The following is a 26,451-nucleotide window of genomic DNA, read 5'->3' on the forward strand; positions in this document are numbered from 1 at the left end:
CAGAGCAGGGGCGCGCGGCGTAGCCATCCAAATAGCGCAGCCGCGCGTCCCTGCGGGCCACGCAGAAGGGCCTTGCATTGCATGACGGTATCTGACGCTGTCCACGACGGCGCCGGTGCCGTCCGCGTTCTCGTAGGCGACGACGTTGAGCACGTCGCTGTCGGCGAAGAAGTCGCCCGCCTGGAAGGTCAGGCCCGTCACGGCCTGCGAGAAGCTGAGCAGGAAGGGCGCCGCCTGCGGATCGAAGAAGGGGCTCAACGTCGCCGCGCCAAAGGCGGCGGGCGCGCCTGTGAAGGACGAAATGTCGCGGATGTCGAACCTCACCGTGCCGCCGCGCGAGAAGGTCGCCGTCAGGCCGCTGTCGCTGAGCGAGAGGCTCGTGTAGCCGCCGGTGTTGCCGGTGGTCGTCACCCCTTCGAAATTGTAGGTCGCGGTCGCCGCCGAGGCCGCCGCCGGCAGCGTGGCAGTCAATGCGACGGCAAGAACGCAAGCCAGATGACTCCGATGGTCAGCCATCGGAACCTTCCATGAAGAATGACACCCGGCGCAAGGCTGGATAGCAAGATCTGAGCCACCCTAGGGAATCAGACACTTCCGCTGCGGGAACAGGCGCGTTGCTGGTGGAGTGTCAGATTTCCCGACATCGGAATGATCATGCGGTCCAAACCGCGCAACCGCGTCGCCGGCGACGGAGGGATGGGGCAACATCGGCGCTGATGTCGGAACCCCTGATGCCTGACCGCTACCGCGGCACCCCGCGCAGGAAGGCCAGGACCGCCCGCACCCCTTCCCCGCCCGGATCGTTGAGCACCGCCGGATGCGCCCCGCCCGGCAGCATGACAAGCCGCCCCTCGCGCGCACCGGTCGCCATGCGGCGCGCATGGTCGGCCGGGGTGATGCGGTCCTGCTCGCTCGCCACAACCAGCACCGGGGCGCGCACGCCGGGCAGGCGTGAGAGGCTCTCGAAGGGGTGGCGCAGCAGCATGTCGGTGGGCAGCCAGGGATACATCCCGGCGGCGAGTTCGCGCACCGAGGTGAAGGGGCTCTCCAGCACGATGGCGGCGATGTCCGCGCGCCCTTCGGCCAGGCGCGTCACCACGCCCGAGCCCAGGCTTTCGCCCCACAGCGCGATCCGCGCGGCGGGGAAGCGCGCCCGCGTCCAGTCGAGATAGGCGCGGGCATCGGCGGCGAAGGCCTCCTCGGAGGGGCGACCCGGATTGCCGCCATAGCCGCGGTATTCGGCGAGCACCACGCCGAAGCCGGCGCGGTTGAGCAGCGTCCCGAGCCCGGCACGGTCGCCCGCATTGCCGCCATTGCCGTGGAAATGGAGGATGACCATGCCCTCGGGCCCCGGCGGCGGGGCGGCGAGGAAGGCGAGGTCGAGCCCGTCCGCCGTGCGCAGGCTCGGCCTCTCCCAGCCCGCGGGGGCGCTGAGCCGGCGGGGATCGGGCAGGAAGATCAGCCTCTCCTGCCCCGCCCAGAGCGCGCCGCCGAGCAGCAGCGGTATGGCGATGACGATGGCCGTGGCGGTCAGCACGCGACGCATGGGGGGCTGGCGCGGGTCATGGTGGGGGATGTGGCCGGCGGGTGCTCCGGGCGCAATGGCGGCTCGGCCGCCCCCCCGAGCGCGCGCCCCGCATGGCGCCGGGCGCGCCTGATGCCCGGAAGGCTTGGACCGGCGGCTGCGGCCAGGGAGCAGCCGCGCCGTTCGCGCGTGACCACAACGCCAGCCCGCGCTCACGGCACCGGCGCGCCCAGGTTCCGCGCTGAGGGCCACCAGCGAAGGAACACCGCTCGGCGGCGGCCGAGTCCATGCCCCGAAGGCTGCCCGGCCACCAGTCGGGCCGGATCGGGCGACCGGCCGGCTTGCGCTTGACACGCGGCGGGCCGTGCGAGCCGGAACTGCCGCGCAACCTCGGAGCATCCACGCAGGAGGGGAGCACGGTCCCAAAGCACGCCGGGGCCGCGCGCGGCATCAATCCTTCGGCAGCCCGCCCGGCGGTGGCGGAGGGGCGGGCGGCGCGCAGGGCTGGCTGCCGATCGCCGCCCCCGCCGCAGCACCCAGGCCCGCCCCGATCAGCGCCCCGCGCCCGGCATCCGCGCTCGGCGAGCCCGCGAGCGCGCCGAGCCCCGCACCGAGCGCGGCACCCAGCGCCGCACCCGCGGCGGGGTCATCGCAGACCGGGCCCGCCGGCACCGCGACGGGCACCGGCCGGACCATGACGCAGGCCGCGAGCGGCACGGCCAGGAGCAGCGGAAGCGCGATCCTCATGACCGCAGGATGCCCGCGCTTCGCGGCGGGCATGTGGCGGCGCGGCGGGTAGCCCGCTCAGTCGGGGCGGATGTTGTTCTCCCGCACCACGCGGCCCCAGATCTCCATCTGGCGCGCGATGAAGGGGCCGAACACCGCCTCGCCCTGCGGGTCGAGGTCGATGCCGAGGGCGAGGACGCGCTCGCGGATCGCCGGCACCTCAAGGGCCGAGCGCAGCGTCGCCTCCATCCGCTGCTTGATCGGCGCGGGCAGGTTGGCCGGGCCGAGGAAGCCCCAGAAGGCGCGGGCGTCGATGCCGGGAATGCCGGCCTCGGCGAAGGTCGGGATGTCCGGCATGGAGGGCGAGCGGGTGGCGCTGGTCTGCGCCAGCGGGATGATCGCCCCGGAATCGATGTGCACGCCGAGCGCGGGGCGGGTCGCGATGGGCAGGTCCACCTCCCCCGCCACGGCGGCGACGGCGAGCGGCCCGCCGCCGCGATAGGGCACATGGACCAGCCGGAAGCCGCCGGCGCGCTGGGCGAGTTCCATCGTCAGATGCGCGAGCGAGCCGTTGCCGATGGTCCCGTAGGTCACCGTCTCCGGCCGGGCCTTCGCCGCCTCGATCACCTGCGCGAGGCTGCGGTAGGGGCGCGTGCGATGCGCCGTCAGCACCATCGGCGCGGTGCCGAAGAGCAGCAGCGGTGTGAGGTCGCGCTGCGTGTCGAAGCCGATATTGGGGATCAGCGCCGGGTTGACCGCATGGGTATCGAAGACGATCAGCCAAGTGTTCCCGTCCGGCGCGGCCCGGGCCACCAGCGCGGTGCCGAGCGAGCCCGAGGCGCCGCCGCGGTTCTCCACCACGATGGGCACGCCCAGTTCCTGCTGGAAGCGGGGCGCGAGCAGCCGCGCCAGCGCATCGGTCGAGCCGCCCGGCGGGAACGGCACGACGATGCGGATGGGACCCGAGGGCCAGGCGCCCTGGGCGGTGGCGATCGAGGGGGCGGCAAGGGCCGCCGCCGCGGTCAGCAGGGCGCGACGTTCGATCATGGTTCTCTGGACCTCCCGGTGTTCGGTTGAACCAGGAGGTCGCCCGCGAAGGGCGCGGCGTCAAGCCGGGCCCGGGCGCCGTGTCAGCCGCCGCCGCCGCGCATGCCCCCGCGCAGCGCGAAGAGCGCGGGCATGATGTTGCGGTTGGGCGGCGGGCCGGCGAGCCGGCGCACCGTCTCCTGCGGCCCGAGCGGGAAGGTCGCGCGCGGCAGGGCGCGGGCAAGGGCGGCGTCGTCCCCGGCCTCGATGGCCGCCGCCGCCGCGCTCAGGCCGTTGATGACGGCCTGGGGCGAGGCGTTCCGCGGGATGCCGAGGCCCGTGCGCGCCTCGTCGCGCGCCAAGGTGAGTTGCGCCATGCCCCCGCCCGGCGCCGTGCGCCAGCGCGGCGACATCGGCAGCGAGACGGCGAGCCATTCGATCTCGGCGATGGCGCGCGCGGCCGCCGCCGGCTGGTTCGGCTGCGGGCGGCGATAGAAGGCGGCGATGTCCTGGCCGACCTCGACAATCGGGTCGCGCGAGACAGTGGCATCGGTCTGCCCCGGCAGCGTGACGGGTGTGGGCGGCTCCGCCGTGCAGCCCGCGAGGATGACGAGGACGCTCAGGGCCGGGATGGAGCGCATGGGCCGTTCCTCCAAGATGTCCTGAAAGGCTAACACGCGGCCAGTTCCCGCAGGCGGGAAATCCGCCCACCGGCCCGGCGTTCGACGTGCGGCTGCCGGATGGGGGCGGTCGCGCAAATTCGGTCCCGAACACCAGCGCGCCGATGCATCCGCCGCGTCGCCAGCCGGCCTCAGCCGTAGCCGTCGCGGCGCAGGCGGTCGCCGATCACCTTCACCTGCACCGCGAGCGCCATGCTCTCCTGCTCCTGCAGTCGCGCGCGCAGGTTCCGCGCATCGGCCTCGAGGTCGGCGAGCAGCGCGGGCAGCCCTTCGGGCGGCGCCGCACCCGCGGCAAGGCGGGCGGTGATGCGCTCGAGGCCGTCTATGTGCAGCGCGAGCAGCTCGCGCGCCTCGGCGATGCGCTCGGGCCGCCGCGCGAGGTCGTCGAGCACGCCCTCCACGGCGAGGATCGGCGGCAGCAGCCGCGGCATGGCAAGGCCTCGGGCCCGCTCCATCAGCGCGCGGATGCGCCTGCGGGCCTCGCGCAGCGCCTCGGGCTCGGGCGGGGGTGGCGGCGCGACGGCCGGCGGCGGCGCCTCCTCGACGCCGGCATAGAGCAGCGTTGTGCCGCCCCAGGCGCCGAGGCCGAGCAGCAGGGCCGCGACCGGCCCGGCCTCGGCGCCGAGCAGCGCGACGATGGCCGCGGCCGCACCCATGGCCAGTGCCGCGAGGCGCGCATCCCCTGCCCTGCCCCGGCGCATCAGCCAGGTGGCGCCCATCGGCAGGGCGATGCCGAGCAGGCAGCCGAGCAGCGCCCATTCCCGCCCGGCGAAAAGGTTGAACAGCGTCGCGGGCAGCAGCGGCAGGACGGTGAAGGGCAGCAGCCAGCGCCGCCAGAAGGCCGAGATCACGGTGCGGCCACCGCCATGACGGCGCGGAACAGCGCGAACAGCCCGGCGATCCACATCGTCCCGCCGAGCAGGAAGAAGCCGATCATGCGCGTGCCGACAGGCGGCGGCGTGCTCGGCGGGGCGGAGGGTGCGTTGCGGAAGCCTGTCACGCGCCGTTAGATCGCCCCTGGCGGGGCGCCGATCAAGGCGCGCGCGGGAGGGTTGCGCATGGAACGGATCGCGGTGGTGGGCGCGGGGCTGATCGGGGGCGCCTGGGCGATCGTCTTCGCGCGCGCGGGCCATGCCGTGCGGGTCTGGGATCCCGTGGAGGGCGCCGCCGCGCGGACCATGGCGGTGGTCGCGGAGCGGCTCGCGGACCTCGCCGCCGCGGGGCTCATCAGCGAGGCGCCGGACGCCGTCGCCGCGCGCATCGGCATCGCCGCCACGCTCGAGGACTGCGTGCAGGGCGCGCAGCACGTCCAGGAGAACGGGCCGGAGCGGGTGGAGCTCAAGCGCGAGACCTTCGCGCGCCTCGATGCGCTGTGCGGGCCGGAGGTCGTGCTCGCCTCCTCGACCTCGGGCATTCCGGCGAGCGCCTTCACCGAGGGCCTGGCCGGGCGCGCGCGCTGCCTCGTCGCGCATCCGGTCAACCCGCCCTATCTCGTGCCGCTGGTCGAACTCGTCGGCGCGCCCTGGACCGATCCGGCCGTCATCGCCCGCACCCGCGCGCTGATGGAACGCGTGGGCCAGGTGCCGGTGACCGCGATGAAGGAGACGCGCGGCTTCGTGCTGAACCGCCTGCAGGCCGCGCTGGTGGCGGAGGCCTTCCGCCTGGTGCGCGACGGCGTGATGTCGGTCGAGGATGTGGATGCCTGCGTGAAGGACGGGCTCGGGCTGCGCTGGTCCTTCATGGGCCCGTTCGAGACGATCGACATGAACGCGCCGGGCGGCGTCGCGGATTATGCGGCGCGGTTCGGCGGGCTGATGGGCGGCATCACCGAGGAGCAGACGCCCTTCCACTACGACGCCGGGACGGTGGCCAAGGTGGATGCGGCGCGCCGCGCCCTCCTGCCCCGCGAGGCGATCGGGCAGCGCAGCGGCTGGCGCGACCGGCGCCTGATGGCGCTGATCGCGCACAAGCGGGGCCAGCCGGGCTGACGGCGCCGGCGGGCTTCAAAGCCTCCGCCCGCCCGCGCCATGATGCACGCCGGGGCGGCGGCGAACGGGGAGAGACTTGCGCCGCGCCGCACGGCAAAGCAGGGGAGGCCGCCATGGCGCTGACGATGGGAAAGGCGGGCGGCGGCAGGGCCGCGCCGCGCTGGCTCGGACCGCTGTTCCTGCTGGTGGGCCTCGGCTTGATCGCCGGGGCGGGCATCGCGGTCTGGCTCGAACTCGCCTTCCGCGAGCGGGCGGTGGAGACGGACGGGCGCATCGTCGAGATGATCCGCGAAATCACCCGCGACCGCGACGGCGGCTCGAGCACCAACTGGACGCCGGTCTTCGCCTATCGCCTGCCGGATGGGCGGGAGGTGCGGGTCACCGCCTCCTTTTCCTCCTCCCCGCCCTGTTGCAAGGTCGGGGACGCGGTGCGCGTGCGCTACGACCCGGCCGACCCGACGCGCGGGCGGATGACGGGCTTCCTGAGTTCCTGGCTGCTGCCCACCATCCTGGGCGGGATGGGCTCGGTCTTCACGCTGCTCGGCCTCGTGCTGCCGCGCATGCTGCGCGGGAGCGCGACACTGGCCGCCGCGGGCGGCGCATTCGGCGACGCGGAGGGGCCGCCGGGTTCGGCGATTCTCGAGGTGCCGCTGGTGGGGCTCCGGCGCGCGGGCGATGCCTGCATCCTGCAGGCGCGATGGACGGACCCGCGCAGCGGCGCGCAGCGGCTTTTCGAGAGCCCGCCCATCCCCTTCGACCCGGTGCCGCAGATGCGCCACATGGACCACATCCGGGTCGCCTTCGATCCGTCGCTGCCCGATGGCCCCTACCGGATGGACCTCTCCTTCCTGCGCGATCCGCGCGGCGGGGAGGATGCGACGATGATGGCCGGGCCGCCGCGGCGCGGGTGAGGCGCGGCGGTCAGGCCTGGAGGAAGCCGAGCGTCGCGCCCTCGAACACGCCGCAGGTGAGCGGCCCGCCCGACCAGGCGGCGGTGTCGAGGCAAATGCGGTTGTCGCGGACCACCGGGTTGAAGCCGGCGGTGTGTCCATGCACCACCACCACGCCATGGTCGCGCTCGGAGCCGAGGAAGTCGTGGCGGATGCGCAGCAGGTCCTCGCGCGACTGTTCCTCGAGCGGGATGCCCGGGCGGATGCCCGCATGGACGAAGAGGTATCCGCCCTCCTGGTGGTGCAGGTGAAGCCGCCGCAGGAAGCGCAGATGCGCCGCGGAGAAGTGCCGCGGCCATTCCTCGCGCGGGGTGTCGGGATCAATGCCCCAGGATTCGAGCGTGGCGCGGCCGCCGCCCCAGAGCCAGTCGGCCGCCGCCGCGCCATCGCCCGAAAGGGCGGCGAGCATCGTCTCCTCGTGGTTGCCGATCAGGTTGACCACCGGCAGGCCGGGGACGGGATCCTCCCCGATCAGGTGCTCCATCACCGCGCGGCTGTCGGCGCCCTTGTCCACATAGTCGCCGAGATGCAGCAGCAGCGCGGAGGCCACGGGGCGGCGCCGCAGATCCTCCGCGATGCGGGCGTGCAGCGCGCGCAGCTTCGTCGCCGCGCCGTGGATGTCGCCGATCGCGTAGATGCGGCGCCCGCGCGGCAGTGCCGCGGGCGCATCCCGCAGTTCGATCATTTCTTCTCGGCGCGGGGATCGAGCGCGTCGCGCAACCCGTCGCCCATCAGGTTGAAGGCCAGGACCACGAGCATGATGGTGGCACCGGGAAAGATCGAGAGCCAGGGGGCCTGGGTGAGGAAGCGCTGCGAGGAGTTCAGCATCGAACCCCAGGAAGGGTGCGGCGGCTGCTGGCCGAGGCCGAGGAAGGAGAGCGCCGCCTCGGCGATGATCGCCTCGGCGATGGCGAGGCTCGCCTGCACCAGCAGCGGCGGGACGATGTTCGGCAGCACATGGACGAAGGCGGTGCGCCAGGGCGGGTTGCCCAGCGCGCGCGCGGCCTCGATCCAGTCGGTGGATTTTGCATCCAGCGCCATGCCGCGCGCGAGGCGCACGAAGACCGGCGAGGCCGTGATGGCGATGGCGAGCATCGCATTCTCGAGCGCGGGGCCGAGGAAGGCGGCGAGCGCGATGGCGAGGATCAGGAAGGGCACCGAGAGCATCGCATCGGCGATGCGGGAGATGACCGCATCCGTCCAGCCGCCCGCGAGCCCTGCGAGAAGGCCGAGCGGCACGCCGATGACGAGCGCGCCGAGCACCGAGATCACGCCGGCCATCAGCGAGGCCCGCGCCCCCCAGATCACGCGCGAGAGGACATCGCGGCCGTTCTCGTCCGTGCCCATCCAGTGTTCCCAGGAGGGCGGCTTGCGGATCCGCGCCCAGGAGGTCTGCAGCGGGTCGTAGGGCGCGATGACGGGCGCGAGGATGGCGACGGTGACGAACAGCACCACCACCACCAGCCCGAACACCGCGAGGCGGTGGCGGAAGAAGCGGCGGATGGCGCGCCGCGTGGGGCTCTCGGCAGCGGGCAGGGCGGCGGTCGCGCTCATGCCTGCCTCAGCCGCGGGTTGATGGCCATGTAGAGGAGGTCTGCGACCAGCGAGAGCAGCACGAAGATCAGCGCGGTCGCGAGCACCACGCCCTGCACCACCGGGTAGTCTCGGTTGAACACGGCATCCACGATGAGCTTGCCGAAGCCGGGGATGGTGAAGATCTGCTCGGTCAGGACGGCGCCGGCCAGCAGGCGGCCGAACTCGATCGCGCCCAGTGTGACCACCGGGATCAGCGCGTTGCGCAGCGCGTGCTTCCAGACCACGACGCGCTCCTTCAGCCCCTTCGCGCGCGCCGTGCGCACGTAGTCCTGGCTCAGCGCGGTCAGCATCGCCGCCCGCGTGTGGCGCATCAGCACCGCCGCCACGCCGGTGCCGAGCACGAAGGCCGGCATGATGGTGGTCGCGATGGAGCGCCAGAAATCCTCGGTTATCGGGACGTAGCCGGAGGGCGGCAGCCAGCCGAGCTCCACGCTGAACAGCAGGATCATCATGATGCCGAGCCAGAAATTCGGCGTGGAGATGCCGGCGAGCGCCGCCCCGTTGGCGAGCCAGTCCGCCGGCGTGTCCTTGCGCACCGCCGAGACGATGCCGAGCGGCACGCCGATCAGGATGGCGATGAGGAAGGCCATGGAGGCGAGCTGGAAGGTGACGGGCAGCTTGGCGAGGATGAGCTCGCTCACAGGCACGCGGATGCGCCAGGAGAAGCCGAAATCCCCGGTCAGCACCTTGCCCATCCAGATCAGGTATTGCTCGTGGATGGGGCGGTCGAGGCCGAGCTCGGCGCGGATCTGCGCGAGCACGGCCGGGTCGCCGCGTTCCTCGCCGGCGAGAATGAGCGCGGGATCGCCGGGCATCAGCTGCTGCAGCCCGAAGATCATCACGGAGAGGATCAGCAGCGTGGGGATCACCTGCCCCAGCCTGCGCAGCAGCCAGATGCCCATGCGGCGCTACTCCCTGCCCGCCCGCCGGGTTGCGGCGGGCGGAGCGGCGGAACGGCGGGCCGCGCAGGCCCCGGCGCGGTCGCGGATCACTGCAGCCGCATGCCCTGCAGGCGGATCATCCCGTCCGAGACCGGGCGATAGCCTGTCAGGCGCGCGCTGTGCGCCATGATGTTCTTGCGGTGCCAGAGATAGATGCGCGCCACATCCTGGCCCATCGCGATCCTCAGCGCCTGGGCGTAGAGATCCTTGCGCTTCTCGAGGTCGAGTTCCGTGCGCGCCGCATCGAGCAGCCGGTCCACCTCGGGGTTGGAATAGCGGCCGTCATTCTGCCCGCCGCCCGTGCGGGTGAAGGTGAAGAAGTTCCCGTCCGGGTCGGTGCGGCCCGACCAGCCCACGAGGTAGGTCTGGAAGTCGCCGCGCTGCGCAGCCTGGAGCGAGGAGGCGAACTCCATCGCGCGCAGCGTCAGGTTGAAGCCGGCCTCGTTCACCATGGCCTGGATCACCTCGCCCACCTGGCGGAGGTCCGGGTTGTTCGGCACCGTCAGCTCGACCTGCACGGGCGTGGTGACGCCGGCCTCGCGCAGCAGGGCGCGGGCGCGCTCGACATTGCGCTGGGTGGGCGGGAAGTCGCGCACATGGAAGGGGTTGGCCGGCGGCCAGGGCTGGCGCGTCGGCGTGTACATGCCCTGATAGACGACCTGGTTGAGCGCGGCGCGGTCGATCGCGAGTTCGAAGGCCTGGCGCACGCGCGCGTCGCGGCCGAGCGGGTTGTTGGCGCGTTCCCCGTTGGCGATGTTGATGGTGATGGACTGGTAGCCGAGCTCATCCACCGCCACCGCGCGCAGGTTGCGGTTGCGCTGGATGGTGCGCATGTCGTCGGGCTCCATGCGCTCGACGAACTCCACCGCGCCGGATTGCAGGTTGGCGAGGCGCACCGTGTTGTCGGGGATGGGCAGGTAGGTCACGCGGTCGAAGTGGATGTTCGCCGCGTCCCAGTACTCGCGGAAGCGCTCGACGACGATGCGCTCCTGCGCGACGCGCTCGACGAAGCGGAAGGGCCCGGCGCAGACCGGGCGGGTGCCGAAGTTCCGCCCCGCCGCCTCGGCCGCGCGGGGGCTGACGATCATGCCCGCGCGGTCGGTCAGCGCCGAGAGGAAGGAGGCCGAGGGCCCCTTCAGCACGATGCGCACGGTGCGCGGGTCCACCACCTCGACGCGCTCCATGTCCGCGATCTCGCTGCGGCGGAAGGAGCCCTGCATGTTCAGGTGGCGGTCGAGCGAGTAGCGCACCGCCTCGGCGTCCATGACCTCGCCGTCGTGGAACCGCACATTCTCGCGCAGCGTGATCAGGAGCTGCGTCGGGCTTTCCCAGCGGAAGCCGGTGGCGAGCTGCGGGACGATCTCGAGCCGCTCGTTGATGTCGAACAGCTTGTCGCACAGCGCCATGTAGACGATGCGCCCGACATAGGTGCGGCTCAGCGTCGGGTCGAGGATGTCCGGGTCCTCGCGCAGGCCGATCCGCAGATGCTGCGCGGAGGCCGGCGCGACCGCCGCGACGGCCGGGATGATGGCCGCGGCGGCCGCGAGGATGGCCTTGATGGACGCTCTCATGATTGCGCTCCCTGGTTGGGGGCCGGGGCCCGGAAGAAGGATTGCAGGCGGCGGAGCCGGTCGCCACCGGCCAGGCGCGGCGGCAGCGGTTCCGGTGCCGGGAGGCTGTCCGCCAGGTGGCAGGCGACGCGATGATCCCCGCCGCCGAGCTCCGGCACGCTGTCGCGGCAGCGCGCCTCGGCGAAGGGGCAGCGCGTGTGGAAGCGGCAGCCCGGCGGCGGCGCGATCGGCGATGGCACGTCGCCCTCGAGCGGCGGCGCCTTCACCCCATGGCCGGGCACGGCGGCAAGAAGCGCCCGCGTGTAGGGATGGCGCGGCGCCGAAAGCACCTCCCGCGCCGGCCCCTGCTCGACGATGCGGCCGAGATACATCACCGCCACCCGGTCCGCGACATGGCGCACCACGCCGAGGTCGTGGCTGATCAGCACAAAGGTCAGGCCGAGGTCGCGGATCAGGTCCGAGAGCAGGTTCACCACCTGCGCCTGCACGCTGACATCGAGCGCGCTGACCGGCTCGTCGCCGACAATCAGCCGCGGGTTGCTCGCGAGCGCGCGGGCGATGGCCACGCGCTGGCGCTGCCCGCCGGAGAACTCATGCGGCCATCGGCGCGCGAGTTCCGGGCGCAGCCCGACGCGCGAGAGCAGTTCCGCGACGCGCGCCGCCTCCTGCTCGCGCGGGACGATGCGATGGAGCCGCAGCGGCTCGGCCACCGCCTGCTCCACCGTCATGCGCGGATCGAGGCTCGCGAAGGGATCCTGGAAGATGAGCTGCATGTCCCGCCGCCGGGCACGCAGCGCGGCCGGGGAGAGCGCGCCGAGATCCTCGCCGTCGAAGCGGACGCTGCCCGCATCGGGCTCGATCAGGCGCAGCATCAGCCGGCCCAGCGTGGACTTGCCGCAGCCGGACTCGCCGACGATGGCCAGCACCTCGCCCTTCGCGACCGCGAGCGAGACGCCATCCACGGCATGAACGGCGCCGGCACGGCGGCCGAGCGCGTCACGCACCGGGAAGCGCTTCACGAGGCCGGAGAGCTCGAGCAGCGGGGTCATGCGGAAATCGGGGGGAGGGGAACTTCCCCCCGAACCCCCCAACCTTCCGTGTCCTTCGGGAACTGATGGCCGAAGCGGGGTGCCGGGGCCGTGCTGCCGGTGGGCATCAGGCGGCCTCCAGCACCTGGTCGAGCGGCGCCCGCCAGCAGGCCGTGGCATGGCCGGGCGCGACCTCGACCAGCGGCGGCACGCTGTCGCAGCGCGCGACCGCGAAGGGGCAGCGCGGGGCGAAGCGGCAACCGGGCGGGGGCGCGCGCAGGTCGGGCACAGTGCCCTCGATGCTGGCCAGGCGCTCGCCCGGCTCCCCCTCCCCCGGGGCGGCGCCGAGCAGGCCGGCGGTGTAGGGATGCTCGGGGCGGGCGAAGAGCGCCGCGGCCGGCGCCTGCTCGGCGATGCGGCCGGCATACATCACCGCGACATCGTCGGCATGATCGGCCACCACGCCGAGATCGTGCGTGACCAGGATGACGGCCGTGCCCGTCTCCCGCTTCATCTCGTCCAGCAGCGCGAGGATCTGCGCCTGGACGGTGACGTCGAGCGCCGTGGTCGGCTCGTCGGCGATCAGCAGCCGCGGCTTGCAGGCGAGCGCCATGGCGATCATCACCCGCTGGCGCATCCCGCCCGAGAGTTGGTGCGGATACTGCTTCGCGCGGCGGGACGCGTCGGGGATTCGCACGCGGTCGAGCATCCTCACCGCCTCGGCGAAGGCGGCCGCCTTGTCGAGGCCCTGATGGAGCCGCAACGCCTCGGCCACCTGGTCCCCGGCGGTGAAGGCCGGATTGAGGCTGGTCATGGGCTCCTGGAAGATCATTGCCATCTCGCCGCCGCGCAGCAGCCGGCGTTGCTCGGCGCTCATGGCCCCGAGGTCGCGGCCGCCGAGGCGGATGGTGCCGCCGATGCGCGCCGTGCCGGGCAGCAGGCCCATGATGGCGAGCGCGGTCACCGACTTGCCGCAGCCCGATTCGCCGACGATGGCGAGCGTGCGTCCCGCCTCGACGCGGAAGGACACGCCATCGAGGACGCGCAGGCTGCGCCCTTCCTGCCGGAAGTCGAGCGTCAGGCCGATGACCTCAAGGGCGGGGGTCATGCGGCCCGTCCGTGCGGGCGGCTGGCGCGGCGGCGGATCATGGCCGGCAGAAAGCCCCCGCCGCGCCCCGGGCGCAAGCCCCCGAAGCGGGCACGCGGGCCCTGCCCCGCCCTGCCCGCCCGCTGTGCAGGAGGTGCCGCGCCGGCGAGCGCGGCTTCAGGCCGCGCGGGCCAGCGGCTGGCTCGCGGAGGTGCCCGAGCGCGCCTCGCTGACGATGCCGATCAGCGCGCGACGCAGATCGGCCATCGCGGCATCAGCCTCGATCGCAGCCTGGCGCAGCGCGGCGGCGCGCGCATCGGCGCCGCGCGTCGCCTCGCCCACGGCCTCGCAGCGCGCGGTCATGGCCTGGGCCGAGGCGGCCGCGCCGGCCGCGGTGCGCGCGATCTCGCTGGTCGCGACATTCTGCTGCGCCATGGCGCCGGCGATCGCGGCGGCGATGCCCTCCATCTCGCCCACCGTGGCGGAAATGCCCTGCACCTTCTCCACCGCCTCGCGCGTCGCGGTCACGACGGCCTGGATCTGGCGGCCGATCTCCTCGGTGCTGCGCGCGGTCTGGCTGGCCAGCGCCTTCACCTCGCCCGCCACCACGGCGAAGCCCTTGCCGGCCTCGCCCGCGCGCGCGGCCTCGATGGTGGCGTTGAGCGCGAGGAGGTTGGTCCGCGCGGCGATGTCGGATATCAGGCGCGCGACCTCCCCGATGCGCTCGACCGCCTGCTGAAGGCCGGCGATTGCCTCGCCGCCCTGCTCCGCCCCGGCCACGGCGCGGCGCGTGGCGGCGGCGGCCTGCTCGACACGCCCCGCGATCTCGCTGATGGAGGCGGAGAGTTCCTCGGCGGCGGCTGCGCTGCCGGCGGCGTGTTCGAGACTGGTGCGCGCGCCATCGGCCAGCATCGCGCCATCCTGCGCCGTCGCGCCGACCGCCGCGGCGAGGCTTTCGGCATCGCGCGCCATGGCGCCGATGCGCTGGGCGATGGCTTCCACGGCGGCGCGGGTCTCGTTCTCGATCCGGCGGCCGAGTTCCTCGATGGCGCGCAGGCGCTCGGCCTCGGCGCGGGCGCGTTCGGCGTCCTGCGTGGCGCGCAGCGCGGCATTCTCTTGCGCGTTGCGGCGGAACACCTCCACCGCGCGGGCCATGTCGCCGATCTCGTCGCGCCGCCCGGCCTCGGCGGGGGCGATGTCCGTCCGCCCTTCGGCCAGCGCGGCCATGGCCTTGGTGACCGAGGCGAGCGGCAGCGCGACGCGCGCATGGACCAGCCACGCCACGAGGCCGCCGGCGATCAGCGTGGCCAGGGGAACCAGCAGCAGAAGGCTCGCATAGCGCCGCCCCTCGGCCTCGATCGTCGCGGCGGCGGCGACCGCGCGCTCGCGCATCGCGCCCGAGGCGGCGCTGAGCGCGCGGTTCACCTCGGTGCGGTTGGCGCGGTTCGTCTCGTTGTTGCCCATCCGGTCCGCCGCCTGCGCGCCCTCGGCGCGCGCGACGCGCGCCACCTCGTCGCGGAAGCGGGCGAACTCCGTGACCGCGGCGACGACAGGCGGGATCAGGGGGTCGGAGCCGGCGATGGCGGCCAGGGCGGCGGCGTCCTCGCGCAGCTGGGCAGTGTGGCGCAGCAGGCCGGTGCCGAAGCGTTCGATCTCGCGCGCGTCGCGGGCCATGTAGAGGCCACGGCTTTCCATCACCGTGGCATAGATGCCGGCATTGAGTCGCTGGAGGAGGTAGGCGCGCTCCTGCTCCCGCGCCATGGCCTCGACATCCTCGGCATGGCTGCGCAGGAGGCCGGCTCCGACAAGCCCGCCTGCCGCGCCGACGAGCGAGAGCACCCCGACGAGAGTGATGATCCTGCCGCGGATCGAGCGCAGCCAGTCGCGCATGCCCTGTTCCCCTGCCGTGGAAGACGCCTGCAGTCTCCCAGGCAGAGGTGAAGCGGCGGTTGATCCGCCGCCGGGATTCTGATGCCCGCCGACTGGGGTTGGGGCGGCCGCGTCAGGAGGCGGGCTTCAGCACGCCCCGGCGCACCTGGTCGAGCTCGATGGATTCGAACAGGGCGCGGAAGTTGCCCTCCCCGAAGCCCTGGTCGCCCTTGCGCTGGATGAGTTCGAAGAAGATCGGCCCGATCACCGTGCCGGTGAAGATCTGCAGCAGCCGCCCGCCCGAGGGGGAGCCATCCATCAGGATGCGGTTCCTCGCCAGCCGCGCGATGTCCTCGCCGGTGTCGGGCAGGCGCTGCGGCAGCAATTCGTAGTAGGTGTCGGGCGTGTCGAGGAAGCGCACGCCGCGCTCGCGCAGCGCCTCGACGCTCGCGTGGATGTCGTCCGTGCCCATGGCGATGTGCTGGATGCCCTCGCCATTGTAGGCGCGCAGGTATTCCTCGATCTGGCTGCGGTCGTCGCTGCTCTCGTTGATCGGGATGCGGATCTGCCCGCAGGGGCTGGTCATGGCCTTGGACTTCAGGCCCGTGAGCTTGCCCTCGATGTCGAAGTAGCGGATCTCGCGGAAGTTGAAGAGACGCTCGTAGAAGCCCGCCCAGGCGTCCATGCGGCCGCGATGGACGTTGTGAGTCAGGTGGTCGATCACCGTCAGACCGGCGCCCTTCGGGTGCTGGTCCGCGCCCTCGATGGGACGGAAATCCACCTCCCAGATGCTGCCCTTCGCGCCGTAGCGGTCCACGAGATAGATCAGGCTGCCGCCGATCCCCTCGATGGCCGGGATGTTCAGTTCCATCGGCCCCACCCGGCCGTGGAAGGGCCGTGCGCCGAGGCTGACCGCGCGCTCGAAGGCCTGGGCGGCATCGGCGACCCGGAAGGCGATGGCGCAGCAGGAGGGGCCATGCACCCGCGCGAAGCCCTGGGCGAAGGAGGTCGGCTCGGCGTTGAGCACGAAGTTCACCTCGCCCTGACGCCACAGCGTCACCTGCTTCGAACGGTGCCGCGCCACCGGGGCGAAGCCCATGGCCCGGAACACCGATTCCAGATGCGCCGTATCCGGGCCCGTGAACTCGACGAACTCGAACCCGTCCGTGCCCATGGGATTGGCCTCGGAGACGATGCCGGCGATGGCGGTGCGGTCGGGGGGGATGTCCATGGGCGCGTTCCTTCAAGCGGAGGGCGGGAGGATCGCCGCAGGGAGACGCCGGTTTCCGGCGAATGATCGCGATCGTTGCGGTAGGATTGGTGAAATCCTCTGCACGCACAGGATCAGACGATGGATTCCGCCACGCAACTCGATGCCACCGACCGCCGCCTGCTGCGCGAGGTCCAGCGCGACGGGCGGGCCAGCGTGGTCGCGCTGGCCGAGCGGGTGGGCCTCTCGGCCACGCCCTGCGCGCGGCGGCTGCGGCGCCTGGAGGAGGCGGGCGTCATCGCGCGATACGCCGCGGTGCTGGATGCGGGGCGGCTCGGCCTCGGGCTGACGGCCTTCGTGCAAGTGAGCCTCGCCTCGCGCGCGGAGGAGACAGTCGAGGCCTTCCACGCCGCGATCGGCCGCATGCCCGAGATCCTCGCCGCCTGGGCGATGAGCGGGGAGACCGACTATCTGCTGCAGGTCGTGGCCCGCGACCTCGAGGATTACGGCGAATTCGCCACGCGGCGCCTGCTGCGCCTGCCCGGGGTGAAGGACACGCGCAGCGCCTTCGTGCTGCGCACGGTCAAGCCGCCGGCGGGCCTGCCCGTGTGAGGGCAGGTCAGGCGCAGAACTTTTGCGCGGCCGTGGCGCGCCCGGGCCATTTGTCTGAGCGCCGTTCCCGCGCAGAAACAGGAGACGGCCGGCGAGAGCGCCGGCCGTCGGAACGATGCCTGCCGTAAGGGCGGGCGGGGGCTCGAGCCCCCTGCCCGGTCACAGCTTCACGCGCAGCAGGTTCGCGATCTCGCCGACGATGCCGCGGCGGAAGGCGAGCACGATGATGACGAAGATGACGCCCTGGATCACCGTCACCCAGGCGCCCATCTCGGCGAGGTAGTTCTGCATGGTCACGATGACCGCCGCACCCACCACCGGCCCGAAGACCGTGCCGATGCCGCCGACCAGCGTCATCAGCACCGCCTCGCCCGACATCGCCCAGAAGACGTCGGTCAGCGTCGCGATGCCGAAGACGAGCGACTTCACGCCGCCCGCGACGCCCGAGATGGTGGCCGAGAGGATGAAGGCGACCAGCTTGTAGTCGTCCGTGCGGTAGCCGAGCGAGGTCGCGCGCGGCTCGTTCTCCCGGATCGCCTTCAGCACCTGGCCGTAGGGCGAGTGGATGATGCGGTGGATGAAGAGGAACCCCGCCAGGAACACCGCCGCGACGAACCAGTACATCGTCATGTCGGGCTCGAGGCTGATGACGCCGAACAGGCTGCCGCGCGGGATGGCCTGGATGCCGTCCTCGCCGCCCGTGAAGGGCGCCTGCAGGCAGAAGAAGTAGACCATCTGGGCGAGCGCCAGCGTGATCATCGCGAAGTAGATGCCCTGGCGGCGGATGGCGATCCAGCCGAAGATCCAGCCCTGCACGCAGGCGAAGGCCGCACCCGCGAGCACCGCGAGTTCGGGCGTCAGCCCCCAGACCTTCGCGGTATGGCCGGCGATGTAGCCGCCCATGCCGAAATAGGCCGCATGGCCGAAGGAGAGCAGCCCGACATAGCCGATCAGCAGGTTGAAGGCGCAGGCGAAGAGGGCGAAGCAGAGCAGCTTCATCAGGAAGACGGGGTAGAGGAAGTACGGCGCGACCGCGATGAAGGCGATCAGCACGGCAAGCGCCGCGAGCTGGGGCTTGGAGAAGCCCCAGAAGCCGATCTCGTCCCTCGGGCTGGCGATGGCGCCGGCGGTGGTCTCGGATGCCATGGCTCACGCCCTCCCGAACAGGCCGGCGGGTCGCGTGACGAGCACGATCGCCATGATGACGAAGATGACGGTCGCGGAGGCCTCGGGCCAGAACACCCTTGTCAACCCCTCGACGACGCCGAGGCCGAAACCGGTGAGCACGGAGCCGAGGATCGAGCCCATGCCGCCGATCACCACCACGGCGAAGACGATGATGATGAGGTTGGTGCCCATCTGCGGGTTGACCGAATAGATCGGCGCCGCCAGCACGCCCGCCAGCGCGGCGAGCGCCACGCCGAAGCCGTAGGTCAGCGTGATCAGGCGCGGCACGTTCACGCCGAAGGCCTGCACCAGCGCCGCGTTCTCGGTGGCGGCGCGGAGATAGGCGCCCAGCCGCGTCTTCTCGATCATCAGCCAGGTCGCGAGGCAGACGACGAGCGAGAACACGACGACCCAGAACCGGTAGACCGGCATGAACATGAAGCCGAGATCCCAGCCGCCCTGCAGTTCGGCCGGCGGCCGGTAGGGCAGGCCCGAGGAGCCGAAGTAGTTGCGGAACACGCCCTCGATGATCAGCCCGATGCCAAAGGTCAGCAGCAGGCCGTAGAGGTGGTCGAGCTTGTAGAGCCTGCTGATCATCGTTCGCTCGATGATCACCCCCGATAGCCCGACGATCAGCGGGGCGAGCAGCAGCGCCCACCAGTAGCCGAGGCCGAGCCAGTTCAGCAGCATCCAGGCGACGAAGGCGCCCATCATGAACTGGGCGCCATGGGTGAAGTTGATGATGTTGAGCAGCCCGAAGATCACCGCGAGGCCGAGCGACAGCATCGCGTAGAAGGCGCCGTTGATGAGGCCGAGCAGCAGCTGCCCGAAGAGCAGCGGCGCCGGTATGCCGAATATCTCGTCCATGCGGTGGTCAGGCTCCTGTCAGGAACGCACGAGGGCGCAGCCGCCCTCGCCGAGCGGCCGGAATGCTTCGGCCGCCGGCGTGGTCTGCACAAGCTTGAGGTAGTCCCAGGGCCCGCGGCTCTCGGCGGGCGACTTCACCTCGAAGAGGTAGGAGGGAATGAGGCGGCGCCCGTCGGGGCGCACCTGGCCGGCGCCGAAGGCATCGTCCTCGGTCGGCATGGCCTTCATGCGGTTGATGATGTCCACGCCCGAGGCCTTCGCCGCCGCCACGCCCATGTCGGCAATCGCCTTGAGGAAGTGCAGCGTGCCCGAATAGCACCCGGCATGGATCATGTTCGGGTAGTTGTTCGGCGTGCGCGGCAGGACGCGCTGGGTGAAGGCCCGCGTCCGGTCATTGAGGTCCCAGTAGAAGGTCTCGGTGCAGGTCAGGCCCTGGGCGGTCTGCAGCCCGAGGCCGTGCACGTCGTTGATGAAGAGCAGCAGCGAGGCGAGCTTGATCCCGCGCCGCGTGATGCCGAACTCGGCCGCCTGCTTCACGCAGTTCTGCGTGTCCGCCCCGGCATTGGCGAGGCCGATGACCTTCGCGCGCGAGGCCTGCGCCTGAACGAGGAAGCTGCTGAAGTCGGTCGTGCCCGGGAAGGGCGTGCGCACCTGTCCGATCACCCGCCCGCCCGAGGCACGCACGAAATTCGCCGTGTCGCGCTCGAGCGCATGGCCGAAGGCGTAGTCGGCGGTGATGAAGAACCAGGTGTCCCCGCCCGCGCGCACGGTCGCGCCGCCATTCGACTTGGCGAGCATCCAGGTGTCGTAGGCCCAGTGCACGGTGTTCGGGCTGCATTGCGCGCCGGTGAGGTCCGCGGTCGCCGAGCCCACATTGATGTAGGCCTTGTTCTTCTCGCGCGCGATCTGGTTGACGGCGAGGCCGACCGAGGAGGTGGGCACGTCGATGATCACGTCCACGCCCTGGTCGTACCATTGCCGCGCGAGGTTCACCCCGACATCGGGACGGTTCTGGTGGTCGGCCTCGATGACCTCGACGTTGAAGCCGCGCTGCCCGAACTCCGCCACGGCCTGGCGCGCGCAGGCGACCGAGGTCGGGCCGGTGTTGTCGCGGTACATGCCGGACATGTCCGTCAGCACGCCGATGCGGATGGTGTTGGCAGCCTGCGCCTTCGCCGAACGGTAGGGCAGGCCGCCGATGCCGGCGCCGAAGGCGAGTGCCGTGCCCGCGAGGGCGGAGCGGCGGGTGATCTGCATCCTGGACGTCCTTCCACCTGTTGTCGGGTTCTGATTCTCGTTATGGCCGGGCGGAGCCGTCAGGCCCCGCCCGGATGTCCGCCGTGACGGATCAGCTCCGCACGAGCGCGCAGCCGCCCTCGGCGATGGGGCGGAAGGCCTCCTCGCCGGGGGTCGTCTGCAGCAGCTTGTAGTAGTCCCAGGCGCCGCGGCTCTCGTTCGGGGCCTTCACCTCGAAGAGATAGGCCGGCGTCAGGCGGCGCCCGTCGGCGCGGATGGTGCCGGCCCCGAAGGCGTCGTCCTCGGTCGGCATCGCCTTCATGCGCGCGACCGTCGCCGCGCCATCGGCCTTGGCCTGCGCCGCGCCCATGTCCGCCACGGTCTTGAGGTAGTGCAGCACCGCCGAATAGCAGCCGGCCTGCGCCATGCCGGGCCGCAGCCCCTGCGGCATGTTCGGCACAACGCGGGAGGTGAAGGCGCGCGTGCGGTCGTTGAGGTCCCAGTAGAAGGTCTCGGTGCAGACGAGGCCCTGCGCCGTCTGCAGCCCCAGCGCGTGCACGTCCGAGATGAACATCAGCAGCGCGGCGAGCTTCACGCCGCGGCGCGTGATGCCGAACTCGGCCGCCTGCTTGATGGTGTTGATGGTGTCGCCGCCGGCATTGGCCATGCCGATCACCTTCGCGCGCGAGGCCTGCGCCTGCACGAGGAAGCTGCTGAAGTCCGTCGTGCCCGGGAAGGGCGTCCGCACCTGGCCGAGCACGCGGCCGCCGGCCGCGCGCACGAAGTTCGCCGTGTCGCGCTCGAGCGCATGGCCGAAGGCGTAGTCGGCGGTGATGAAGAACCAGGTGTCCCCGCCCGCGCGCACCATCGCCCCGCCGGTGGACTTCGCCAGCATGTAGGTGTCGTAGGTCCAGTGCACCGTGTTCGGGCTGCACTGCGCGCCCGTCAGGTCCGAGGTTGCGGCGGAGGAGTTCAGGAAGACCTTGTTCTTTTCCCGCACCACCGTGTTGATCGCGAGCGCGACCGAGGAGGTCGGAACGTCGAGGATGACGTCCACGCCGTCACGGTCGATCCACTGCCGCGCGATGTTGACGCCGACATCGGGGCGGTTCTGGTGGTCGCCCGCGACGATCTCGACATTGATGCCGCGCGCCGTGACGCCGGAATCCACCACCGCCTGCCGGGCGCAGACGACGGAGCCGGGCCCGTTCACGTCGCGGTAGAGGCCGGACATGTCGTTCAGCACGCCGATCCTGATGGTGTTGGCCGCCTGCGCGCGGGCGCGGGCGACAGGCAGGGCGCCGAAGGCGGCCCCGGCGGCGGAGGCGGCGAGAAGGCCGCGGCGGTTGAGATCGGTCATGCGTATCCCTCTGTCCTCGCTGTGGGGCGTCCCGGGCAGGCGTGCCCGCCCGGCCCGTCCCGGTTCACGTCAGCTGCGGACCATGGCGCAGCCGCCCTCGGCCAAGGGCCGGAAGGCGTCATCCGCCGCGCTGGTCTGCAGCAGCTTGTAGTAGTCGTGCTGGCCGCGGCTCTCGGCCGGGCTCTTCACCTCGAACAGGTAGGCCGGGTGCATCTTGCGGCCATCGGCGCGGATCGTGCCTTCGCCGAAGGCGTCGTCCGAGGTCGGCATCGCCTTCATGCGCGCGACCACGGCCCGGCCATCCGCCTTGGCCGCCGCCGCCCCCATCTCGGCCGCGGCCTTGAGGTAATGCAGCGTGGCCGAATAGTCGCCCGCATGGGCCATGGTGACGGGCGTGTCGTTGTTGACGCCCGCGCGGATGCGGCGGGCGATCGCGCGCGTCCGGTCGTTGAGATCCCAGTAGTAGGAGGCGCTGCAGACGAGCCCCTGCGCCGTCTCGAGCCCGAGCGCATGGACGTCCGAGATGAACATCAGCATGGAGGCGAGCTTGATGCCGCGCCGCGCCAGGCCGAACTCCGCCGCCTGCTTGATGCAGTTCGTGGTGTCCGTGCCCGCGTTGGCGAGGCCGATCACCTTCGCGCGCGAGGCCTGCGCCTGCAGCAGGAAGGAGGAGAAGTCCGTCGTGCCCGGGAAGGGCGTGCGGACCGCGCCCACCACGCGGCCGCCGGCATTGCGCACGAAGTTCGCCGTGTCGCGCTCGAGCGCATGGCCGAAGGCGTAGTCGGCGGTGATGAAGAACCAGGTGTCCCCGCCCGCGCGCACCATCGCCCCGCCGGTCGATTTCGCCAGCATGTAGGTGTCGTACACCCAGTGGATGGTGTTCGCGTTGCAGGCCCGGCCCGTGAGGTCGGAGGTGGCGGTCGAGGTGGCGATCGCGACCTTGTTCCGCTCGCGCGCGAGGTCCGAGACCGCCAGCGCCACCGAGGAGGCGGCGAGGTTCAGCACCATGTCCACGCCGTCGCGGTCGAACCACTGGCGCGTGATGTTCACCCCGACATCGGGCCGGTTCTGGTGGTCGGCGACGAGCAGCTCCGCGTTGATCCGCGGCGCCATCTCCTGGATCGCGACGCGGGCCGCTGCGATGCTGTTCGGCCCGTTCAGGTCGCGATACGGCCCCGACATGTCGGAAAGCAGCCCGATCTTCATCGGCGCGCCCTGGGCGCGCGCGCCGCGCGGCAGGGCGAGGCCGGCGGCGATGGGAAGGGCGCCGGCGCCCGCGAGGACCGTTCGTCTGCTGGTCTCGGTCATTCCTGTCGTCTCCCTGTTGTCCTGGTTTCCGGCCAGCCCTCTAGTGGGGCCTAGACGCCGAGGTATTCGTGCAGGCGGTCCATCGAGGCGTTGAGATCCTCGTTGCGGACCATGTCCACCACCTTGCCGTGTTCCATCACATAGTGGCGGTCCGCGACCGTCTGGGCGAAGCGGAAATTCTGCTCCACCAGCAGCACGGTGAAGCCGCGCTGCTTCAGTTCGCGGATGGTGCGGCCGATCTGCTGGACGATGACCGGCGCGAGGCCCTCGGACGGCTCGTCGAGCAGCAGCAGCTTGGCGCCCGTGCGCAGGATGCGCGCGATGGCGAGCATCTGCTGCTCGCCGCCCGAAAGCTTCGTCCCCTGGCTGCGCGCCCGTTCCTTCAGGTTCGGGAAGAGTTCGTAGATCGTCTCGAGCGGCAGGCCGCCCGGCCGCACCACCGGGGGCAGCATCAGGTTCTCGGTCACGTCGAGCGAGGCGAAGATGCCGCGCTCCTCCGGGCAATAGGCGATGCCCGCGCGGGCGATGGCGTCCGAGCGCGCGCCGATCAGCTCGCGCCCCGCGTAATGGACCGAACCGGAGCGCTTCGGCACGAGGCCCATGATCGAGCGCAGCGTCGTCGTCTTGCCCGCGCCGTTGCGGCCGAGCAGCGTGACCACCTCGCCCTCGTGCACGTCGAGCGTCACGCCGTGCAGCACGTGGCTCTCGCCATACCAGGCTTCGAGGCCGCGCACCGCGAGCAGCGGGGAGGCGCCTTCCTGCGCGGCGATCGGCAGATCGGCGAGGGCGTCAGCCATGGGCGGCCTCCACGGGCGGGGCTTCGGTGCCGAGATAGGCGGCGATCACATCCGGGTTGCGGGAGACGGCGGCGTAGTCGCCCTCGGCCAGCACCGCTCCGCGGGCCAGCACGGTGATGGTGTCGCACAGGCCCTGCACGACCTTGAGGTTGTGCTCCACCAGCAGCACCGTCCGCCCCTGCGCGACCCGCTTCACCAGCGCGACGACGCGGTCCACGTCCTCATGCGTCATGCCCGCGGTCGGCTCGTCGAGCAGCAGCATCACCGGGTCGAGCGCGAGCGTCGTCGCGATCTCGAGGGCGCGCTTGCGGCCGTAGGGAAGGTCGCTCGCCTGAAGATTGGCGTAGGCCGAAAGCCCGACATCCTCGAGCAGTTCGCGCGCCCGGTCCTCGTAGCGGCGCAGCAGCGTCTCGGAGCGCCAGAAGTCGAAGGAGCCGCCGCGCTCGCGCTGCAGCGCCACGCGCACGTTCTCGAGCACGCTGAGGTGCGGGAAGACCGCCGAGATCTGGAAGGAGCGCACCAGGCCGAGCCGCGCCACCTCCGCCGGCTTCATGCCGGTGATGTCGCGCCCGTCGTAGCGGATGGTCCCGCGCGTCGGCGGCAGGAACTTGGTGAGCAGGTTGAAGCAGGTCGTCTTGCCGGCGCCGTTCGGCCCGATGAGACCATGGATCGTGCCGCGGCGGACGGTCAGGTTGACGTCGTTCACGGCCACGAAGCCGCGGAACTCCTTCGTCAGGCCTGTCGTCTCCAGGATGGCGTCGGACACCCTTGAAGCGCTCCCCTTCCCTCTGACGGCCTGCATGGCCGCTCGTGATACTGAGCCGCCATCTAGGCGCGGGGCGGCGTTGCGCGCAAGGCGGGGCTGCATGAAGGCCCCGCATTTTCCTCTCCCCCGCGATCGCGCGCACGAAAAAGGGGCAGCCGGCGCGCGGCTGCCCCCCAGGCGAACCGGACGGTTCCCCGCCTTCAGGCGGCGGTCAGCTCCTCGGGGCTGACCTGGCGCTCCGTCACCTTGGCCAGCTCGATCATGAAATCCACGACTTTCTCCTCGAACAGCGGCGCGCGCAGGCTTTCGGCCGCCTGCGGGTTCTTGCGGAAGAATTCGAGCACCTGCTGCTCCTGGCCGGGGTAGCGCATCGCCTCCTGGCGGACGGCGCGCGCCATCTCCTCCTGGCCGACCTGCACGTTGTTGGCGCGGCCGATCTCGGACAGAAGGAGGCCGAGGCGGATGCGGCGCTCGGCGATGGCGCGGTACTCCGCCTTCAGCGTCGCCTCGTCCTTGCCCTGGTCGTCGGCATCGAGGCGCCCGGCCTTGAGGTCGGCCTCCACGCGCTGCCAGATCTGCGCGAACTCGGCCTCGACCATGCCTTCCGGCACCGGGAAGCTCGCCTTCTCGGCCAGCGCATCGAGCAGCGCGCGCTTGAGCCGCATGCGCGAGAGCGAATCGTATTCCCGCTGCAGGGAGGAGCGGATGGCCTCCTTCAGCTTGGCGAGATCCTCCATCCCCACGGCCTTGGCGAGCTCGTCGTCCACCGCGCGCGGCTTGCGCGTCTTGAGCGCCTTGGCCGCGATGGTGAAGCGCGCGCGCTTGCCGGCGAGCTCGGCCGAGCCGTAGTCGGCGGGGAACACCACGTCGATGTCCCGGCTCTCGCCGGGCGTGAGGCCGATCATCTGCTCGGTGAAGCCGGGGATGAAGCCCTGGCCGCCGACCTCGATCGGCATGTCGGAGGCGGCGCCGCCCGCAAAGGCGCGCGCCTCGGGCTCCTCGGTCCCGGCGAAGGCGCGGGCGGGGCCGATGCGCAGCGCCACGTCGAGCGCGCCGGCCGGCAGCGCGATCTCGAGCGCCGCGGCGGGGTCATCGGCATCGGCGACGAGGCATGCGCGCAGCGCCGCGGCCCCGAGGCTCACGCCCTGGCGCGCGCCGCCCAGGACCAGCGCCGCCTCGGCCCCGCCCGGCAGGGCACCGGCGACAACCGTGGCGCGCCCCTCGAGCGTCACGGCCTGGCCCGCCTTGGCGGCGATGCCGCCGAAGCCGATCCGCACCGCGCCCGCCTGCGCCTCGCCCTTGAGCGCGAGGTCGAAATACGGAAGGCCGGATTCGGTGCCGATCGCGGCGATCTCCTGCTCCACGCCCTCCGGCAGCGCGATGCTCCAGCCCTGCGGGGCGCTGCCGGGCCTGCCGGGCACGGCGCCGAGGCCGGGGCCGTTGGCCAGCAGGTCGGCGGGCAGGCGGCCGGAGAAGTCGCAGACCAGCACATCGCCCGCCGCCGCGGCGCGCGGCTCGGCATCCTCGAGCGTGCCGTTGCGCTCGGCGATGGAGGCGAGCGCCTTCTCGACCGCCTCCTCCGTCGGTTCGGCCTTCAGCCGCTCGAGCGCGATGCCGGAGAACTCGGGCATCGGGACCTCGGGCAGCACCTCGAGGTCCATGCGGAATTCGAGGTCTGCACCCTCGGCGAAGTTCACCACCTCGATCTTCGGCTGGAGGGCGGGCTTGAGGCCGCGGTCGGTGACCACCTGGCGCGAGGCCTCGGTGACCGACTGCTCCAGCACCTCGCCCAGCACGGCCGCGCCGTAGCGCTGCTTGACCACCGAGAGCGGCACCTTGCCCGGGCGGAAGCCCGGCATGGTGGCGGTCTTCGCGATCTCGGCGAGGCGCCTGTCGCGCGTCGAGGCGATGTCCCCCGCGGAGAGGGTGACGGAATAGGCGCGCTTCAGCCCGTCATTGGCGAGCTCGGTGACCTGCATCGAGGGACTTCCAAAGGCTAGAGAAACCCGGCGGCGCCTTGGTGCGGGCGAAGGGATTCGAACCCCCACGGCTTGCGCCACCGGAACCTAAATCCGGCGTGTCTGCCAGTTCCACCACGCCCGCCCGCGCAGGCGCCACGCGGCGGCAGGGGGCGGGGTGTA

Annotated in this window: 25 protein-coding genes, 1 tRNA gene and 2 pseudogenes; 3 read left to right on the forward strand and 25 right to left on the reverse strand. The window is 71.9% G+C overall.

From position 1 onward, the window contains the following. The 7 genes from FHS88_RS16135 to FHS88_RS16165 all read right to left on the reverse strand — a co-directional run. The coding region (locus FHS88_RS16135) for a hypothetical protein (RefSeq protein ID WP_184486503.1) at positions 1–516 on the reverse strand (516 nt) is incomplete at its 3' end. Between the two features lie 226 nt (positions 517–742). After that, positions 743–1,546 (reverse strand): alpha/beta hydrolase, encoded by an 804-nt coding sequence (locus FHS88_RS16140; RefSeq protein WP_184486504.1) that lies wholly within the window; start codon positions 1,544–1,546, stop codon positions 743–745. A 429-nt stretch (positions 1,547–1,975) separates the two neighbouring features. Then, positions 1,976–2,272 carry a YMGG-like glycine zipper-containing protein gene (locus FHS88_RS16145; protein ID WP_246420111.1) on the reverse strand — a complete coding sequence of 99 codons (297 nt, stop codon included), beginning with the start codon at positions 2,270–2,272 and terminating at the stop codon, positions 1,976–1,978. Between the two features lie 57 nt (positions 2,273–2,329). After that, positions 2,330–3,298, reverse strand: a complete 969-nt coding sequence (locus FHS88_RS16150) for a tripartite tricarboxylate transporter substrate binding protein (RefSeq protein ID WP_184486505.1) — start codon at positions 3,296–3,298, stop codon at positions 2,330–2,332. Positions 3,299–3,381: 83 nt separating this feature from the next. Then, entirely contained in the window at positions 3,382–3,918 is a 537-nt protein-coding gene (locus FHS88_RS16155; RefSeq protein WP_184486506.1) for a hypothetical protein, read from the reverse strand. A gap of 170 nt (positions 3,919–4,088) precedes the next feature. Then, entirely contained in the window at positions 4,089–4,808 is a 720-nt protein-coding gene (locus FHS88_RS16160) for a hypothetical protein (protein ID WP_184486507.1), read from the reverse strand. Beyond that, positions 4,805–4,957: a hypothetical protein gene (locus tag FHS88_RS16165; protein WP_184486508.1), complete on the reverse strand. Its 153-nt coding sequence runs from the start codon at positions 4,955–4,957 to the stop codon at positions 4,805–4,807. Before FHS88_RS16165 ends, FHS88_RS16160 begins: the two co-directional genes overlap by 4 nt. A 58-nt stretch (positions 4,958–5,015) precedes the next feature. Between FHS88_RS16165 and FHS88_RS16170 the strand changes: the two genes are divergently transcribed. After that, positions 5,016–5,945: a 3-hydroxyacyl-CoA dehydrogenase gene (locus FHS88_RS16170; RefSeq protein WP_184486509.1), complete on the forward strand. Its 930-nt coding sequence runs from the start codon at positions 5,016–5,018 to the stop codon at positions 5,943–5,945. Positions 5,946–6,058: 113 nt separating this feature from the next. Continuing rightward, a complete protein-coding gene (locus FHS88_RS16175) occupies positions 6,059–6,856 on the forward strand; it encodes a DUF3592 domain-containing protein (protein ID WP_184486510.1) in 798 nt (265 codons plus the stop codon). A gap of 10 nt (positions 6,857–6,866) precedes the next feature. On the opposite strand, the gene FHS88_RS16180 is transcribed toward FHS88_RS16175, so the two are convergent. From FHS88_RS16180 to hppD, 8 genes are all read right to left on the reverse strand, one after another. Then, entirely contained in the window at positions 6,867–7,580 is a 714-nt protein-coding gene (locus FHS88_RS16180) for a metallophosphoesterase (protein ID WP_184486511.1), read from the reverse strand. Then, complete coding sequence (locus tag FHS88_RS16185; RefSeq protein WP_184486512.1) at positions 7,577–8,449, reverse strand: ABC transporter permease; 873 nt, start codon at positions 8,447–8,449, stop codon at positions 7,577–7,579. The genes FHS88_RS16180 and FHS88_RS16185 overlap by 4 nt, the downstream gene beginning before the upstream one ends. Then, on the reverse strand, positions 8,446–9,393 hold the full coding sequence (locus FHS88_RS16190; RefSeq protein ID WP_184486513.1) for an ABC transporter permease: 948 nt from the start codon (positions 9,391–9,393) through the stop codon (positions 8,446–8,448). Before FHS88_RS16190 ends, FHS88_RS16185 begins: the two co-directional genes overlap by 4 nt. 86 nt (positions 9,394–9,479) lie before the next feature. Next, positions 9,480–11,003, reverse strand: a complete 1,524-nt coding sequence (locus FHS88_RS16195; protein WP_184486514.1) for an ABC transporter substrate-binding protein — start codon at positions 11,001–11,003, stop codon at positions 9,480–9,482. Beyond that, positions 11,000–12,052, reverse strand: a complete 1,053-nt coding sequence (locus tag FHS88_RS16200) for an ABC transporter ATP-binding protein (protein WP_184486515.1) — start codon at positions 12,050–12,052, stop codon at positions 11,000–11,002. The genes FHS88_RS16195 and FHS88_RS16200 overlap by 4 nt, the downstream gene beginning before the upstream one ends. 106 nt (positions 12,053–12,158) lie before the next feature. Next, positions 12,159–13,139: an ABC transporter ATP-binding protein gene (locus tag FHS88_RS16205; protein WP_184486516.1), complete on the reverse strand. Its 981-nt coding sequence runs from the start codon at positions 13,137–13,139 to the stop codon at positions 12,159–12,161. Positions 13,140–13,295: 156 nt separating this feature from the next. Continuing rightward, on the reverse strand, positions 13,296–15,008 hold the full coding sequence (locus FHS88_RS16210) for a methyl-accepting chemotaxis protein (RefSeq protein WP_184486517.1): 1,713 nt from the start codon (positions 15,006–15,008) through the stop codon (positions 13,296–13,298). A gap of 112 nt (positions 15,009–15,120) precedes the next feature. After that, positions 15,121–16,218, reverse strand: coding sequence for a 4-hydroxyphenylpyruvate dioxygenase (hppD, locus tag FHS88_RS16215; protein ID WP_211842415.1), 1,098 nt, complete (start codon positions 16,216–16,218; stop codon positions 15,121–15,123). Between the two features lie 120 nt (positions 16,219–16,338). Between hppD and FHS88_RS16220 the strand changes: the two genes are divergently transcribed. Beyond that, a complete protein-coding gene (locus tag FHS88_RS16220; RefSeq protein ID WP_184486518.1) occupies positions 16,339–16,809 on the forward strand; it encodes an Lrp/AsnC family transcriptional regulator in 471 nt (156 codons plus the stop codon). 159 nt (positions 16,810–16,968) lie between these two features. Here FHS88_RS16220 and FHS88_RS16225 read toward each other — a convergent pair whose 3' ends face one another. From FHS88_RS16225 to FHS88_RS16270, 10 genes and pseudogenes are all read right to left on the reverse strand, one after another. Beyond that, the gene (locus FHS88_RS16225) at positions 16,969–17,955 is read right to left on the reverse strand and encodes a branched-chain amino acid ABC transporter permease (protein WP_184486519.1); all 987 of its coding nucleotides are present in this window, start codon (positions 17,953–17,955) and stop codon (positions 16,969–16,971) included. A 3-nt stretch (positions 17,956–17,958) separates the two neighbouring features. Beyond that, positions 17,959–18,843, reverse strand: coding sequence for a branched-chain amino acid ABC transporter permease (locus FHS88_RS16230; RefSeq protein WP_184486520.1), 885 nt, complete (start codon positions 18,841–18,843; stop codon positions 17,959–17,961). A gap of 18 nt (positions 18,844–18,861) precedes the next feature. Continuing rightward, a complete protein-coding gene (locus FHS88_RS16235) occupies positions 18,862–20,100 on the reverse strand; it encodes an ABC transporter substrate-binding protein (protein ID WP_184486521.1) in 1,239 nt (412 codons plus the stop codon). A 91-nt stretch (positions 20,101–20,191) separates the two neighbouring features. Next, entirely contained in the window at positions 20,192–21,439 is a 1,248-nt protein-coding gene (locus tag FHS88_RS16240; protein WP_184486522.1) for an ABC transporter substrate-binding protein, read from the reverse strand. Between the two features lie 69 nt (positions 21,440–21,508). Next, positions 21,509–22,747, reverse strand: coding sequence for an ABC transporter substrate-binding protein (locus tag FHS88_RS16245; RefSeq protein ID WP_184486523.1), 1,239 nt, complete (start codon positions 22,745–22,747; stop codon positions 21,509–21,511). Positions 22,748–22,797: 50 nt separating this feature from the next. Continuing rightward, the gene (locus FHS88_RS16250; RefSeq protein WP_184486524.1) at positions 22,798–23,544 is read right to left on the reverse strand and encodes an ABC transporter ATP-binding protein; all 747 of its coding nucleotides are present in this window, start codon (positions 23,542–23,544) and stop codon (positions 22,798–22,800) included. After that, entirely contained in the window at positions 23,537–24,310 is a 774-nt protein-coding gene (locus tag FHS88_RS16255; RefSeq protein WP_338146616.1) for an ABC transporter ATP-binding protein, read from the reverse strand. The genes FHS88_RS16250 and FHS88_RS16255 overlap by 8 nt, the downstream gene beginning before the upstream one ends. Positions 24,311–24,510: 200 nt before the next feature. Next, positions 24,511–25,371 (reverse strand): annotated as a pseudogene (gene tig, locus FHS88_RS16260) (trigger factor); the annotation flags it as partial. Between the two features lie 501 nt (positions 25,372–25,872). Then, positions 25,873–26,289 (reverse strand): annotated as a pseudogene (locus FHS88_RS21125) (trigger factor); the annotation flags it as partial. A gap of 39 nt (positions 26,290–26,328) precedes the next feature. Next, positions 26,329–26,413 (reverse strand) — tRNA-Leu (locus tag FHS88_RS16270). Positions 26,414–26,451: the final 38 nt, after the last annotated feature.

Source organism: Neoroseomonas alkaliterrae (genome assembly GCF_014199195.1).
Classification (GTDB): Bacteria; Pseudomonadota; Alphaproteobacteria; order Acetobacterales; family Acetobacteraceae; genus Neoroseomonas; species Neoroseomonas alkaliterrae.

Bases quoted from the DNA above. Each gene is read 5' to 3' on its own strand.
- FHS88_RS16175 (WP_184486510.1), top strand. From the start codon at position 6,059: ATGGCGCTGACGATGGGAAAGGCGGGCGGCGGCAGGGCCGCGCCGCGC.
- FHS88_RS16150 (WP_184486505.1), bottom strand. From the start codon at position 3,298: ATGATCGAACGTCGCGCCCTGCTGACCGCGGCGGCGGCCCTTGCCGCC.
- FHS88_RS16185 (WP_184486512.1), bottom strand. From the start codon at position 8,449: ATGAGCGCGACCGCCGCCCTGCCCGCTGCCGAGAGCCCCACGCGGCGC.
- FHS88_RS16235 (WP_184486521.1), bottom strand. From the start codon at position 20,100: ATGCAGATCACCCGCCGCTCCGCCCTCGCGGGCACGGCACTCGCCTTC.
- FHS88_RS16205 (WP_184486516.1), bottom strand. From the start codon at position 13,139: ATGACCCCCGCCCTTGAGGTCATCGGCCTGACGCTCGACTTCCGGCAG.
- FHS88_RS16170 (WP_184486509.1), top strand. From the start codon at position 5,016: ATGGAACGGATCGCGGTGGTGGGCGCGGGGCTGATCGGGGGCGCCTGG.
- FHS88_RS16140 (WP_184486504.1), bottom strand. From the start codon at position 1,546: ATGCGTCGCGTGCTGACCGCCACGGCCATCGTCATCGCCATACCGCTG.
- FHS88_RS16180 (WP_184486511.1), bottom strand. From the start codon at position 7,580: ATGATCGAACTGCGGGATGCGCCCGCGGCACTGCCGCGCGGGCGCCGC.
- FHS88_RS16200 (WP_184486515.1), bottom strand. From the start codon at position 12,052: ATGACCCCGCTGCTCGAGCTCTCCGGCCTCGTGAAGCGCTTCCCGGTG.
- FHS88_RS16155 (WP_184486506.1), bottom strand. From the start codon at position 3,918: ATGCGCTCCATCCCGGCCCTGAGCGTCCTCGTCATCCTCGCGGGCTGC.
- FHS88_RS16250 (WP_184486524.1), bottom strand. From the start codon at position 23,544: ATGGCTGACGCCCTCGCCGATCTGCCGATCGCCGCGCAGGAAGGCGCC.
- FHS88_RS16190 (WP_184486513.1), bottom strand. From the start codon at position 9,393: ATGGGCATCTGGCTGCTGCGCAGGCTGGGGCAGGTGATCCCCACGCTG.
- FHS88_RS16145 (WP_246420111.1), bottom strand. From the start codon at position 2,272: ATGAGGATCGCGCTTCCGCTGCTCCTGGCCGTGCCGCTCGCGGCCTGC.
- hppD (WP_211842415.1), bottom strand. From the start codon at position 16,218: ATGGACATCCCCCCCGACCGCACCGCCATCGCCGGCATCGTCTCCGAG.
- FHS88_RS16195 (WP_184486514.1), bottom strand. From the start codon at position 11,003: ATGAGAGCGTCCATCAAGGCCATCCTCGCGGCCGCCGCGGCCATCATC.
- FHS88_RS16225 (WP_184486519.1), bottom strand. From the start codon at position 17,955: ATGGCATCCGAGACCACCGCCGGCGCCATCGCCAGCCCGAGGGACGAG.
- FHS88_RS16220 (WP_184486518.1), top strand. From the start codon at position 16,339: ATGGATTCCGCCACGCAACTCGATGCCACCGACCGCCGCCTGCTGCGC.
- FHS88_RS16240 (WP_184486522.1), bottom strand. From the start codon at position 21,439: ATGACCGATCTCAACCGCCGCGGCCTTCTCGCCGCCTCCGCCGCCGGG.
- FHS88_RS16210 (WP_184486517.1), bottom strand. From the start codon at position 15,008: ATGCGCGACTGGCTGCGCTCGATCCGCGGCAGGATCATCACTCTCGTC.
- FHS88_RS16245 (WP_184486523.1), bottom strand. From the start codon at position 22,747: ATGACCGAGACCAGCAGACGAACGGTCCTCGCGGGCGCCGGCGCCCTT.
- FHS88_RS16230 (WP_184486520.1), bottom strand. From the start codon at position 18,843: ATGGACGAGATATTCGGCATACCGGCGCCGCTGCTCTTCGGGCAGCTG.